Raw genomic sequence first — 13000 nt, 5'->3', positions numbered from 1 at the left:
TGGGGGTCCCCTCTTGCGACTTCTGTGACCGAAGGGGTCCTTCGGTTTGTCATGCGCATTGTTGGGGTCCCGCGACTAGCCGACAAGGGACGGATTCCGGTCAGCCGCATATGACGACAACTTCGTGCGCCACCGTTACCGCCTCCGGGTCGGCGCGTTGAAGAACGTGAAGGTCACACGATGTGGCCTGGCTCTCATCTGCAAGGAGAACTGATGTCGCGTATCGCGAAGGCTGTGGCCGTCGTCGCCGGATCGGGCGCCATCCTGGCCGGCGGTGCCGGACTGGCCGCCGCCGACGCCGGAGCGGAGGGCGCCGCCGCCCACTCCCCCGGTGTCGCCTCGGGCAATGTCGTTCAGGTGCCCGTGAACATCCCGGTCAACGTCTGCGGCAACACCGTCAACGTGATCGCGCTGCTGAACCCGGCGTTCGGCAACCAGTGCGTGAACAACGGCGGGAACGACACGGACGAGGCCTACGGCGGCTGAGCCCGACCCCACAGCACCGAGGCCTCTCCCTTCCGGTCGGAAGGGAGAGGCCTCGGTCGTTCACCGGGCACCGGGCCGGCCGCCTCCTGCCATGAACAGGGGGCGGCCGGTTCGCTATGCGTAGCGGTAGAGACGGCTGTGGTCGAGCAGTGCCGACGGCCGTACGTTCCAGGGCGGCATCGGCTCGTCGAGGGCGAACACGCGTCCGGCCTGCGGATCCGACGCGGCGAGGCGGGTGCGCGGCAGATAGCCGGAGCGCGGGTGCGCCTGCTGCCAGCGGATCCAGAGCAGATCCATGAACGCGTGATGGAGCCAGAACACCGGGTCGTTGGGCGAGGTCGCGCCCAGCATCAGACCGCCGACCCAGCGGTGCACCCGGTTGTGGTTGCGCCACCGTGCGGGGCCGCCGGCGCTCCAGCCCTCGATGGCGTTGCGGAAGCCGGTCTTCGCGGTGGAGTCCCAGGGGGCCGCGTCGTAGGCGGGTTCCCTCAGGGCCTTGGCGACGTCGTTCTTGGTGGGCAGCGACACGGGGTCCGAGGGGCGGCCGAAGTTCCGGGTCAGGAACTTCCCCTCGGTGACGCGGGCGTTGATCCTCCAGTTCCCGTTCGAGTACGCGAACGGGCCGGTCATCACCTGCCGGTCACCGGTCCTGCCGTTGCCGCCGAGGAAGTCCTCGGCCCACAGGGAGGCCGCGGGCGTGTTGTCGGTCGTCCAGTCCCAGTAGGGAACGGACACCCCGGGGTCGACCTTCTGGAGCGCGCGCTCGAACTCCAGCAGGAACCTGCGGTGCCAGGGAAAGAACGACGGCGTCATATGGGCCGCACGCGGGCCCTTCTCGGCATCGGGGACGTAGTACTCGCCGTGCATCCGGACGAACTCGTCGTAGCGTCCCGAGCGCTTGAGCGCGAGCAGCGCGTCGACCAGCCGCCGCTTCTCGCTGCGGCTGAGGTTCCGCTGGTTCTTGCGGGTGTGCACCGGTGGGCCCCTCCCGGTTCAGGTGCTGGACGAGGAAAGCGGGGAGTGCGCCGGGGACAGCGCCAGCTGTTCGGCGCCCAGTTCGTCGACCGCGGCGCGGGCCACGTCACGCAGCGTCGGGAACGACTCGTAGTGGTTGACGAGGCTCAGATAGCTGCCGTCGGCGCGCCGCATGACGTGCAACGGACGTCCGTCGATGCGGACTTCGACACTCGGCAGTCCCTTGGCCGCCGCGGAGACCTCACCGCCGGAACCGGCGGGGACCATATAGGTCGCGGCGCCCTCGATACGGCGGCCCCGGTACATCTCCGTGAACCGCTCCAGCTCGGAGCCCGAGGCGGCGTCGGTGCCCGGTGAGCCGGTGCCGGGCCTGCGGGAGACGACCGGCGCGAGTACCCCGGCCGTGCCCGCGACCACGCCGATCGTGAACAACGCGCGCAGTGCGACGCGACGGGTGAGGATGCGCATGGGTCCGCTCTTTCGACGTGGCCGTGCTTCGGTGTTGTCAACGAGGCGGCCGCGAAAGGGTTCCTCGTCCGGGTGGCCGGATGTACGACTGTCACTTCACTGCCGTACAGGGCGCCGCCGGCCACCCGGGCACGGTGCGTCAGCTCAGCAGCAGATGGGCGACGGGGTCACCCACCACCGAGGGCGTGAGCACCGCGAGCTCGGGCAGCACCGGCTCGGGCTGCCCGAAGTGGTCGGGGCGCGGCGCCGACAGCGGCGCGCCGACGGACGCTCCCGGGCTGCTCAGCTCCAGGTCGGAGGCCTCGGAACCGGCGGTCGCGACTCCGAGGTTGCCCTCGCCCAGCACGTTCTCCACCGGCAGTTCGAGCAGGGTCTTCGGCACCTCGCCGGAGAACGGCACCTGCGGCACCGTGCCTTCCGGCAGCAGCCGCCCCGTGACATGACGCGGTGCCTCGGGCGCACCGGGCACCAGCACCGGGACGCCGGTGCTCAGCGCGGGGGCCTCCAGCGGGACAACCGTCTCCAGGCTCTCCAGCGGCAGCGTGACCGGCACCGACGTACCGGCCACGGCGGGCGCGGCCGCCACCGCCGACGCCATGCACGCGATGACTGCCGCAAGAGACCCTCGGGTGGTCAACTTCATTGCTACGTACGTCCCCTCTGGCTCAACAGACTCTGTGTCGCCCTGCTCCAACGAGCCGGATGGCTGAACCAGTGCAAAGTTCCCCTGTCCGCAGCAACGCGTCCCTTGACGCGCGGCGTCACGCGTCCGTGGGAATTCGTCCACTCTCGGGTTCCAGGCGGTCGTCCGGCCCCCGTGCGTGGGCCAGCATGGCCGCCCGAGCCCCAGGAGGTAGTGGTCATGAAGGTCCCGAAGCAGTCGTCCGCACCGCCCCCGCTGCGCGTGGAGGACGTCGATCTCGCCGATCCGTCGTTCTGGCGGCTGCCGCGCTCCGTCCGCCTGGAGTCGTTCGCGCTGCTGCGCGGACTCCCCGCGCCCGCGCACTTCGGCACGGCGCCCGGCTTCCACGCGCTGGTCCGCCACGCCGATGTGATGGAGGCGAGCCGCCGGCCGAAGGAGTTCGCCAGTGCGCCCGGGGTCACCACACCGGAGCCTGCCGCCTGGGCCAAGGCGGTCTTCGGCAACTCGATGGTCAACATGGACGGTCCCGAGCACGCCCGGATGCGCAGAATCGTCTCGCGGGCCTTCACCCCGAAGCTGCTCGCCGACGCGGAGGACGATGTGCGCGAGGTCGCCCGGCGCATCGTGGACGAGATGATCGCCGAACGCCCGCGCGACTTCGTGGCGTCCGTCGCCTCCCGTATGCCGTTCGAGATCATCTGCAATCTGATGGGCATCCCCGAGCGGTACCGCAGGGAGATCGCCGAACGGATCGACCAGGCGTCGGAGAACGTCGGGGTGAAACGCGGACTGCGCATGCCCGGGCGCGGACTGCGTGCGCTGGCCCATATGCAGCTGGTGATGGCGAAACTGGCCCGGGAGCGGCGCAGCCGCCCGACCGGTGACCTCATTTCGGCACTGGTGACCGCCGATATCGACGGCCAGTCCCTCACCTCACGCCAACTGGGCGCCTTCTTTTCCCTGTTGCTCGTCGCCGGGGTGGAAACCACGCGCAACGCCATCGCCCACGGACTGGCGCTGCTGTCCGGACATCCCGATCAGCGCGCCCTGTTGATGGCCGATTTCGACCGCCGTGCCGACGGCGCGGTGGACGAGATCGTGCGCCATTCGACGCCGATCATCCAATTCCGCCGTACCGTCGCCGCCCCGTGCGAGCTCGGTGGCCGTGCTTTCCACCCCGGCGAGAAAGTGGTGCTCTTCTACGCGTCGGCCAACCGCGACGAGGCGGTCTTCGAGAATCCCGACGTCTTCGACATCACCCGCGACCCCAACCCCCATCTGGGGTACGGCGGCGGCGGGCCGCACTACTGCCTGGGGGCCCACCTGGCGCGGCAGGAGATGAAGGCGCTCTTCCACGAGCTGTTCACCCGGCCTCGCGACCTGCGGGCCGTGGGCGCGGCCGAGCTGGTCGATTCCAGCTTCGACAACCGGGTCCGCGCCCTGCCGTTCGCCTTCGAGCCGCGCTGAGCGGATCAGGCCCGCAACTGGCCCACCGGCAGCAGGACATGGGCCGCGGTCAGGAGCGTCTGCTCGTCGCCGAGGAAGGCCTGCATCATCTCCTCGGTGACGGGCCGGCCCGGGGCCGCCTCGGCCCACGGCCGGCTCGCGATCATGAAGTGGACATGGCCCCGCCCCTCGGCGGCGGCGAGCCACTCCTTCGGGACGGTGCACTGGGCGTTCAGCCCCGGCAGGGTGAGGACGGCCTGGCCGCCCTCGACGAGCAGCCGGATCGGGGAGTTGACGGAGGCCTGGGTCGCGTCGGTCATACCGCCACCGGTCTTCAGCCCCAATTCGCCGATCATTTCCAGGGCGGCCTTTTCACCGGCCTCGGGGCCCTCCGCACCGTCGCCCAGCGAATAGGCCAGCAGATACGGCATGTCGTGGCCGGCTTCGGGGTCGCCGGTCCAGGCGAGAACGGAGAGCGTTCCCAACTCGCGGCGCTGAGCAGGGTTTTTCGCGGTGTTCGCAGTGGTCATGGCTCGGCACCCTAGTGCCCTGCCGGGCCCCGTCCCTCCACGCATTCACCTGGATGGGGGAGGCTGAAGCTGCCAGGTGACGGGCGAATCCCCGACGGTGCTGTGGAACCGCGTGATCCGGGCGTTTTCCGGGACTTCGAATACCAGCCAGCCCTCGGCATGTTCACCGGCCGCAAGGGTGTTCCATGCCGCCGGGAATCCCGTGGTGATCTCGCCCGTCTTGATCGCCGGATGGCGGCGGCCCTTTTCGTCGGTGACCCATGCCTTCGTGATGCGCGCGTCGTAGGACGTCCCGCCGACATTGACCGCGGAGAGGTCGACACCGATCCACCGCTTGCCGGCCGCGGGCCGCTGCGCGGTGCGGACGCTACGGGCGGGGTCGACGTATCCGAGGGCGGACACCCGCAGGTGCTCGCCGAACGCCCGGCCGCCGAGATCGACCGTGTCACCGATGAGGGCCGGACCCCGGGCGGCCGGGCCGCGGGCGCCCGTCCGTCCTGTCCCGGACGCCTTGGCGTCGGGCGGCGCCGTCTTGTGGGCGGCGCCCGACGGCGGTGTCCGGTCGCCGTCGGAGGCGCTCTGACAGGCGGTGGCGCCCATCACGAGCGCCGAGAGGAGCAGCGCGGAAACTACCTGACGCATCGGACCCCTTTGGTGCGAGCCGTTTTCCGCATCATCACGGCCTTTCCGCCGGAAAGCCGCCATCCGGAGGCGTGTCGCCGTCCGTGTCTCCCACGGTGGTTCGAGGGCGCGCGAGGGGGGCGCACATGCCCGGCGCACCACCCGGGCTCGAAAAACCGTTCCTGCCGTACCCCGTGTTCACCCCCCGGCAGTGACTTCGGCTGCGGGCAGGCGTTTGCCGACTTATGGCAAGGACAACTGCGCCTGCCCGATGGCAGCGCGTCCAGACGCTCTCCACGCCGGATCCGAGTCCCCGCCCGGCGGGCCCGCCCACCGGCAGCAACCCCATCTACGACCAGCTGTCGAAGGAGTGGGCAGCCGCAGGCCGTGCCCTTCCCGGCAGGCCCGACCTGGAGTGGAACCGCCTCTCCCACTTCCCGACACCAGCCGCCAATCCCCCCGACCCCTTCAACGGTCCTCCGCCGCCCCGCAGGGGCTGGCTCCACGACGACCGCCACCCGGCCTGACCGCCGGCACCGACCCCGCGGCGACCGGCGCGGCAGGCTGTGGCACATGGGCCGGAGTCCTGTCGCGCAGCCGTCGGCGCACCCCGGCGACGAGCCGGTGCGCGGTGAAGGTCGCGCCGTGGACGAAGCGCATCGACGGACCGAAGGACGGCGCCGCCAGCAGCCCGGCGAAGAACAGGCCCGGGCACGAGGACTCGAACCCCGCACGCAACTCCGGTGCCCGGCTGCTGCCGACGGTGGCGACCGCCCGCCGCAGGGAGGCGTCGAGCAGTCCCAGCCGGTCGAGGTCGGGGGTGAAGCCGGTCGCCGCGACGACATGGTCGGCGTCCAGGGCACTCGTACCCCCGCCGGGTGCGCCGAGGACCAGCCGTACCCGGCCGTCCTGGACCCCGGCGCCGTGCAGGTGGTGTCCCAGCAGGGCTGGCACCTGCTGTTCGTAGCGCTCCCGCAGCCACCAGGCACCGGCCGGGCCGAGCGCGGTGCTCGCGATGCGCTCGCGCGTGGATGCGGGCAACTTCCGTACGGCCCACGGCGTCTGTGACCAGACCCAGCTCGTCCAGCCGGTTCCGAGGCCGCTGTGCGGGCTGCGGAGCGACCGCAGCGGGCCGCGCTCCAGCGGCTCGGGCACGGTGTTCCAGTTGATCCGGTGCGCGCGGGCCACCAGGCGCGGCCGAGCACCGCGCTCGGCGAGCAGGGTCGCCGTCTCCAGCGCCGCCTGGCCCGCCCCGACGACCACGACGTCCCGGCCGCGGAAGCGGTCCAGGTCCCGATGACCGCTGCTGTGCGAGACGTACTGCGGCGGCAGAGCGGCCAGCGCCCCGGGGATGTTGACGAAGGGCATGACCCCGACGGCCAGGACGACGGTACGGGCGTGCACCCGCTCTCCGTCGGCCGTCGCGAGGTGGAATCCGTCCCCGGCCGGCGCCACCGACGTGACGGTCCGCTCGTCGACGCCCGGGACCGCGTGCTCGGCGAACCAGAGCCCGTAGTCGGTGAACGCCCCGATGGGAAGCGGCTCTCCGTGCCGGGTGGCGAAGCCCTGTTCCGCACCGAAGCGCTCGAGCGTACGGTCGCCGCCCGGATCCGAGAGGTTGGACGACCACGGCTCTGACTTCAGGTACATGCCCTCCGGCATGTGGTCGCGCCAGGAGGCCATGGTCCGGCCGAAGACCTTCGTACTCATCCCGGCCGCGGCGGCATGGGCCGCCACCGACAGGCCGTACGGGCCCGCGCCGATCACTGCCACGTCGTACATGGTTCGCTTCTCGCTCTCTGCCATCGGGGCTCGGGTGGGTCAGGGCCTCGGGGCCGTGACGTTGGGGCCGCGCGCGGCGCGCGACGGCTCAGGTCAGGGATGCGGCGTCGGACCGGTCGGCGGAGCCGTCGGTGGCCGACGCCCGCGGCCGGGGCGGTCCGTGGGAGGCGGCGGCGGGGTGCGGTCCCAGCAGGGCCCGCAGCCGTCCGGCCCCCTTGCCCAGCCCGCGGCCGAACCAGGCCCGGGTCATGGAGAAGAAGGGCCGCGGGTCGTCCCGCGCGAACCAGGCGGTCTCCACGCCCTGCGCCGGGCTTTTCGGCCGCGGGCCCGCGGCGGGCCTCCCCCGGCGTACGGACACGGCGGCGGAGAGCAGGGCGTAGTTCTCCGCGACGAACACGCGGCCCGGCCGGCCGGACGGGCCCGGCACGGGACCGCCCGTGAGGTCGAGGTACAGGGACCGCACGACGTCCAGTCCGCCCGTGTCCGTGAAGAGCCGGAACTGGGCACCGGGCCTCGGATTGACGTCGAGCAGCTGATAGCTGCCGGTGGACTCCTCGCGCCGGAAGTCGAGGTCGAGGATGCCGTGGTAGCCGACATGGGAGACCAGCCGCCGAGCGGCCTCCTCCACCTCGGGGTTGGGCTGCCACCGGCCCATCGCGGTGAGGCCGGTGCCGACCGGCCAGGACAGCTGCTTGCGTCCGCTGCCCCCGTGCAGACAGGTGAAGTCTCGGCCGAAGTAGCCGTGGAAGAACCAGTCGGACGCCGGCGCGTCGGGCAGGAAGCGCTGGAGGAGCAGCCGGCTCCCGGCGTGCGCGCTGCGGGCGAAGAGTTCACGTGCCTCGCCCGCGGAACGCACGAGTGTCGTGCTGCGCAGCCCGGTGGCGGGTGTCAGCAGCCAGGGCCGGCTCCACTTCGCCACCAGCGGCAGCCCCAGCCGGTCCGCGGCACCGGCCGCCTCGCCGGGGCTGTCGGGGACGACGGTGTCGGGATGGGCGATCCCCGCGGCGGCGCACAGGCCCGCCAGCTCGGCCTTGTCCGCGAGCCGCCCCGGCAGCCCGGTCGGCTGCTCGGGAAAGAGGTAGCGCTCGGCGAGCCGCGGCCCGTGCGCGGCGGCGAGGATCGCGCTCACGTCGTCCATGGCGACCAGGACGGCCCGCCGGCCGATCCGGTCCGAGACGCGCAGCAGCATCTCCACGAAGGCCTCGGGAGTGACGGCTCCCCGGAGCCCCGGATGCGCCCGGTGCAGAAAGCGGGAGCGGGCGACCGGACTGTGGGCCGCCTCCACCACGGCATGCACTTCGACACCCGCGCGACCCAGTGATCTGACCGCTCCGAGTGTGCCGTGGTGAAAGGGATTTCGGTCGAGTCGCAGCACCAGAGCGGGAACTCCGGCGTCGAACGGTGGCATCAACGTCACAACTTTCACCTGGATGGTCCTGAATAACGCGCCCCGTATCGCAAATGGCCTACTGACGAGCTTTCAGACAGCCCATTAGTAAGACTTTCTGCCTACGGTCGTGTACGTCGTGAATGCGTCGGCACGGACAGGTCTGACAGGCCGCCAGCTCGCAAGGAGGAGCCATGACCCAACGGCGCCGGCTCACCGGCACCTGCATCGGGACGGTTGCCGCCAGTCTCCTGATCTCCGTGGGCGTGTACGGAGAACTGCCGGCGGGCGCGGCCCCGGCCGACGACCCGACGCCGGCCCCGGTCAGTGCCTCGTCGGTGGCCATGGGCGCCTATCTCCACTACGGCCCCGACGGCCTCCGGCGCATGGCGGAACTCTCGCGATGGCTCGGCGGCGCGGAGCTGAAGGTCGGTCACACTTATCTGCCGGGCGACCTGTGGACCAACATCGAGGGCGGCTCGCAGTTCCTGGACGAGTGGGCCCGGTGGCGGCGCGGCGCGGAGGACCGGCTGTTCGTCCTCAACGTGCCCATGCTGGAACGGAACGAGGCGCGCGTCCCCGACCACGAGGTCCGCCGACTGCTGAGGGCGGGTGCCGAGGGTCAGTTCGATCACCACTTCCGGACTCTGGCAGGCCGTCTGGTCGACCTGGGGGCGCCGGACACGGTGATCGTGCTCGGCTGGGAGATGAACGGCATCACGTACACGCACCGCTGCGGCCCGGATCCGGCGTCCTGGAAGACGTACTGGAATCGCATCGTCACGGCCATGCGTTCGGTGCCGGGGCAGAAGTTCCGCTTCGACTTCGCCCCGAACCGGGGGACGGACGCGATTCCCTGGACCGAGTGCTATCCGGGCGACGACGTCGTGGACATCATCGGTATGGATTCGTACGACCAGGCTCCCGGACGGACGTTCCAGGAACAGGCGACGGCTCCGTACGGACTGCAGAAGCAGGTCGAATTCGCTGCGGCTCACAACAAGGCGATCTCGTACCCGGAATGGGGACTCTTCCGGAACGGCGACAACCCGGAGTACATGCGGGGAATGCTGGAATGGATCGAGCGGCACAAACCGCTCTACCAGACCATCACAGACTACTGTCCGCACGGTGTCTGGCAGTGTGATGACAACCCCAAGTCGTCGATGGTCTTTCGGTCGATGCTGTTCGCGAAGCCGGTCCCTCCGACGCCGCCCGTCGTGCCCACTCCGCCCGTTGTCCCCACTCCTCCGGTCGTGCCCACTCCCCCGGTCGTCCCGACTCCTCCGGTCGTGCCCAGTCCGCCCGTCGTGCCGGTGCCCGTCCCCAAGCCGACGCCGAAGCCCGACGAGTCGGCACCGGTGCCGGTCCCCACGCCCGTGCCGCCCACGCCCACTCCCACACCGACTCCCACACCCACACCGACACCGACCGCTCCGGTGACGCCGAAGCCGGTCGAGACGACACCCGTCCCGGCCGCTCCGACCACGCCGGCCGCGCAGCCGACCCCGTCCTCCTCCACACCGGTCAAGCCGGCGCCGAAGCCGACAGCCACCACCCCGCCGAAGGAGACGAACTCCATCGAGTGGTGCTTCCCCGTGAGGCTCGGTGCCTGGCTCGGACAGGGCGCGGGCGTGTACGACCGGCAGATCTGCATCCGTGTGCCGCTGCCCGGCAGCTGGTTCTAGCGGGCACGGTCTAGCGGGGCCCGGCCGCCCGCAGGTCGTTCAGGCGGGCGCGCCACTGCTGCGCGGCGGGGAACCGTGCCTTCACGGTCCCCGCGGCGTGGTCGCGCCACTGGGCCCGCCCGGCGTGCAGGGAGAGCGCCGGCCCGAGCCGGGACGGCGCCATCATCAGCCGCTGGTTGGTGACCGCCTCGGGACGCCAGTGGTTCTTGTACGACTCCTTGCCCCGCAGCAGGCTCACCACCCTGCGGCCGGTCGCCGCCGCCAGGTTGACGTCGTGCCGCAGCAGCATCGTCGCGACGTCGACCTTCTTCTCGCGCAGCTCCGGGTGGGCGCCGTAGAGATAGCCGCCGGTGAGGCCGTCGGACATCAGGGCCACGTTGGCCGCCACGACCTCGCCGTCCAGCCGGTACTCGGTGAGCGCCGCGTTCCCGTCGCGGACCAGCCGGCGGGTCGCCCGCACCAGATGCTCCGCGAACCTGGGACGCAGATGCTCGACCGTCACCCCGCGGCCCCGCCACTGGAGTTCGTGCAGCCGCAGCAGGTGCTCCATGGCGGCGGGCACCTCGTGCTCGGTGACGGTGTAGCCCTCGATCCTCAGTGCGTCGATCTTGCGCAGCTTCGCGCGTACGCGCTGGGCCCGGCTGGCCGGCATGCGCTTGACCAGTTCGTCCATCGGCTGAGCGGGAAGCTCCAGACAGACGGAGTCGGCGAGTTGCCGCCGGGGCCCGGTCCAGCTCTCGTACAGCCGCTCCGCCGCTGCCCCGGGCCGTACCTCGCGCAGATCGATGACAGCGTGGCGGGCCGCGTGCTGGAGTCCCCTCTCCAGGGCCTCGATCGCACAGTCCGCGTGCTCGTCGTCGACGAGGATGTCGCCGTAGTCGGAGATCTGGCCGCCCAGGGAGACGAGCAGCGGCATCGGACGGTGGACGAGCATCAGGGGGGCGGCCGCGATCAACCGCCCGTCCAGGCGTACGAGCACGATCCGCAGCCGCCCGTCCATGCCGTAGGAGAGCCACCAGGACTCCAGCCAGGCGTGGCTCTGGAACGGTGTGGCGGTGGAGCAGCGGCGTTGCAGCTTGTCCCACTCCGGCCGCAGCCGTGCGAAGTCCCGCTGGTCCCGGACCAGCGTGACGGCCAGGCCCTCCCGTTCTCCGTCCATCAGACCAGCTCCCTCTCGGCCGCGACGGAACCGGCCGGAGCCGGAACGGTCATGGCCGAGGGCCGCCGGCCACGCCGGGGGCGCACGAGCAGGAACAGCCCGCCCAGGAGCCCTCCGGTGCAGCCGCCCACGGCAGCGGCGAGGGGCGCCGACGGGGAGACGGGCTCGGCGGGCGGGATGGCCGGGGAGAAACTCATCAGCCGCACCCCGGTGTTCTTGGCCACCTGGTTGCTGCTGACGAAGACGGCGTCGGCCACCGCGTTGGCGAAGTCGGCCGCCTCGGCGGGCCGCTCCGACGTACCGGTGATCGCGATCATCGGTGAGTCGGGCGAGGTCTCGGTGCGCACGTGGCTGCGCAGGGTCTTCGCGGAGACCCCGGCGGCGACGCGCGCGCCCGCGAGGGTGGAGTCGCTGGTGGCGATCCGGCCGTACGCCTGCGCGAATCCGAGCGCGGCACCGGGCTGCGCGTCCTTGTCGGAGACGGCGATGACGTAGCTGGTGGCCGCGTACTGCGGTGTCACCGCCACTCCGTACACGGTGCCGCAGAGCGCACCGGCGAGTACGCACGCGGGCAGCGGCCACCACAGGGGCAGCGAGTTCCTGGCGCGCAGCCGGCCGTGCCCTCGTCGGGTGGCGGGTTCCTGCTGGGGCGACTCGGTCATCGGCGTGTTCTCTCGGTCGAGGGGGTGGGCATACGGGAAGGGCTCGCGGTGAGCGCGTGCGCGTAGACGTCCATGAGGCGTTCACTGCTGCGTGCGATGTCGTAGTGGGCGACGGCGGGCGGCGGATCGAACCGCTGCGCTCCCGCCGTCATCCGCTCCCGCAGGAGGGCCGTCAGCTCCTGCGTGGTGCCGTCGATGCGGCGGGCGCCGGGCGCCTGACGGGACGGCAGGTCCTCGACGGCCGGGCAGGTGCTGTGCAGTACGGGCAGACCGGCGGCCAGCGCCTCGACCACGGCGAGTCCGAAGGCCTCCTCGCGGGAGGCCGAGACGAACACGTCCATGGCGCTCAGCAGCGCCGGAACGGCGGGGGCGCCCACACCGGCGTGGGCGTCGCACTCGCCGAGGAAGCGGATGCGGTCGGCGGCGTCGAGCCGGGCCGCCAGAGTGTTCAGCGTGGTCAGTTCGGGGCCGTCGCCCGCCACCAGGAGCCGGGCGCCGGGCAGCGCCGCCACCGCGCGTACCAGGACGTCGAAGCGCTTGCCGGGTACGAGGCGGCCCACCCCGCCCACCACGAAGGCGTCCGGCGGAATGCCGAGGCGGGCCCGGGTGGCGAGCCGTTCGGTGGCGCTGAAGCGGAAACGGGCGGCGTCGATGCCGTTGGGGACGACATGGATCCGTTCGGCGGGCACGCCCCAGTCGGACAGCCGGGCCGCCACCGTGTCGGAGACGGCGACGGTCGCCGAGCCCAGCCGCTCGGTGCCGAGGTACAGGGCACGGGTCGGGCGGGTGAGCGGCCGGCCCTCGATCTCGGCCTGCCCGAGCGAGTGCTCCGTGGCGACGGTGGCACGGACGCCCGCGAGCCGCGCCGCGATCCGGCCGTAGACGCAGGCGCGGTACAGATGCGTGTGGACGAGGTCGTACGCGCCCCGCCGGATCAGCCGGGTCAGCCGGGGCAGCGCCTGGAGGTCCCGGTTGCCTCGCATCCCGAGGTGCACCACGTCGACGCCGTCCGCCCGCAGCCCGTCGGCGACCGCACCGGGGTTCGTCAGCGTCACCACGTCGCAGTCCACCGGAAGATGGCGCAGCAGCACCCGCAGCTGCTGCTCGGCACCGCCGGCGCCGAGGCCGGTGATGATGTGCAGCGCCTTCACCG

The 13000-nt window shown here is 71.7% G+C and carries 13 protein-coding genes; 3 read left to right on the top strand and 10 right to left on the bottom strand.

Going from position 1 to position 13000, the window contains the following annotated elements:
• Positions 1–213 precede the first annotated feature (213 nt).
• Positions 214–486, top strand: coding sequence for a chaplin (locus OHA05_RS23140; protein ID WP_313944403.1), 273 nt, complete (start codon positions 214–216; stop codon positions 484–486).
• A 114-nt stretch (positions 487–600) separates the two neighbouring features.
• Here OHA05_RS23140 and OHA05_RS23135 read toward each other — a convergent pair whose 3' ends face one another.
• The 3 genes from OHA05_RS23135 to OHA05_RS23125 form a co-directional block, all read right to left on the bottom strand.
• A complete protein-coding gene (locus OHA05_RS23135; protein ID WP_313944404.1) occupies positions 601–1461 on the bottom strand; it encodes a tyrosinase family protein in 861 nt (286 codons plus the stop codon).
• 18 nt (positions 1462–1479) lie between these two features.
• The gene (locus OHA05_RS23130) at positions 1480–1929 is read right to left on the bottom strand and encodes a tyrosinase family oxidase copper chaperone (protein WP_328861605.1); all 450 of its coding nucleotides are present in this window, start codon (positions 1927–1929) and stop codon (positions 1480–1482) included.
• A gap of 139 nt (positions 1930–2068) precedes the next feature.
• Complete coding sequence (locus tag OHA05_RS23125; RefSeq protein WP_328861604.1) at positions 2069–2572, bottom strand: hypothetical protein; 504 nt, start codon at positions 2570–2572, stop codon at positions 2069–2071.
• Positions 2573–2791: 219 nt separating this feature from the next.
• Here OHA05_RS23125 and OHA05_RS23120 point away from each other — a divergent pair, with 219 nt between their 5' ends.
• Positions 2792–4039: a cytochrome P450 gene (locus tag OHA05_RS23120; RefSeq protein WP_328861603.1), complete on the top strand. Its 1248-nt coding sequence runs from the start codon at positions 2792–2794 to the stop codon at positions 4037–4039.
• A 5-nt stretch (positions 4040–4044) separates the two neighbouring features.
• On the opposite strand, the gene OHA05_RS23115 is transcribed toward OHA05_RS23120, so the two are convergent.
• The 4 genes from OHA05_RS23115 to OHA05_RS23100 form a co-directional block, all read right to left on the bottom strand.
• The gene (locus OHA05_RS23115; protein ID WP_328861602.1) at positions 4045–4548 is read right to left on the bottom strand and encodes a DUF5949 family protein; all 504 of its coding nucleotides are present in this window, start codon (positions 4546–4548) and stop codon (positions 4045–4047) included.
• Between the two features lie 45 nt (positions 4549–4593).
• Positions 4594–5190 carry a DUF4352 domain-containing protein gene (locus tag OHA05_RS23110; protein WP_313944409.1) on the bottom strand — a complete coding sequence of 199 codons (597 nt, stop codon included), beginning with the start codon at positions 5188–5190 and terminating at the stop codon, positions 4594–4596.
• Positions 5191–5637: 447 nt separating this feature from the next.
• On the bottom strand, positions 5638–6951 hold the full coding sequence (locus OHA05_RS23105; RefSeq protein ID WP_328861601.1) for an FAD-dependent oxidoreductase: 1314 nt from the start codon (positions 6949–6951) through the stop codon (positions 5638–5640).
• Between the two features lie 88 nt (positions 6952–7039).
• The gene (locus OHA05_RS23100) at positions 7040–8359 is read right to left on the bottom strand and encodes a carboxylate--amine ligase (protein WP_328863444.1); all 1320 of its coding nucleotides are present in this window, start codon (positions 8357–8359) and stop codon (positions 7040–7042) included.
• Positions 8360–8532: 173 nt separating this feature from the next.
• Here OHA05_RS23100 and OHA05_RS23095 point away from each other — a divergent pair, with 173 nt between their 5' ends.
• On the top strand, positions 8533–10026 hold the full coding sequence (locus OHA05_RS23095) for a glycoside hydrolase family 26 protein (RefSeq protein WP_328861600.1): 1494 nt from the start codon (positions 8533–8535) through the stop codon (positions 10024–10026).
• A gap of 10 nt (positions 10027–10036) precedes the next feature.
• Here the strand turns inward: OHA05_RS23095 and OHA05_RS23090 are convergent, their stop codons facing one another.
• The 3 genes from OHA05_RS23090 to OHA05_RS23080 are packed head-to-tail and all read right to left on the bottom strand — an operon-like array spanning position 10037 to position 12998.
• Positions 10037–11185: a GNAT family N-acetyltransferase gene (locus OHA05_RS23090; protein ID WP_313944412.1), complete on the bottom strand. Its 1149-nt coding sequence runs from the start codon at positions 11183–11185 to the stop codon at positions 10037–10039.
• On the bottom strand, positions 11185–11847 hold the full coding sequence (locus OHA05_RS23085; RefSeq protein WP_328861599.1) for a lipopolysaccharide biosynthesis protein: 663 nt from the start codon (positions 11845–11847) through the stop codon (positions 11185–11187). Before OHA05_RS23085 ends, OHA05_RS23090 begins: the two co-directional genes overlap by 1 nt.
• A complete protein-coding gene (locus tag OHA05_RS23080) occupies positions 11844–12998 on the bottom strand; it encodes a glycosyltransferase (RefSeq protein WP_328863443.1) in 1155 nt (384 codons plus the stop codon). Before OHA05_RS23080 ends, OHA05_RS23085 begins: the two co-directional genes overlap by 4 nt.
• Positions 12999–13000: the final 2 nt, after the last annotated feature.

The sequence above is a fragment of the Streptomyces sp. NBC_00306 genome (assembly GCF_036169555.1).
GTDB lineage: Bacteria > Actinomycetota > Actinomycetes > Streptomycetales > Streptomycetaceae > Streptomyces > Streptomyces achmelvichensis.
Note: the sequence above shows the minus strand (reverse complement) of the source record. Positions and strands in the feature narration are given on the sequence as shown.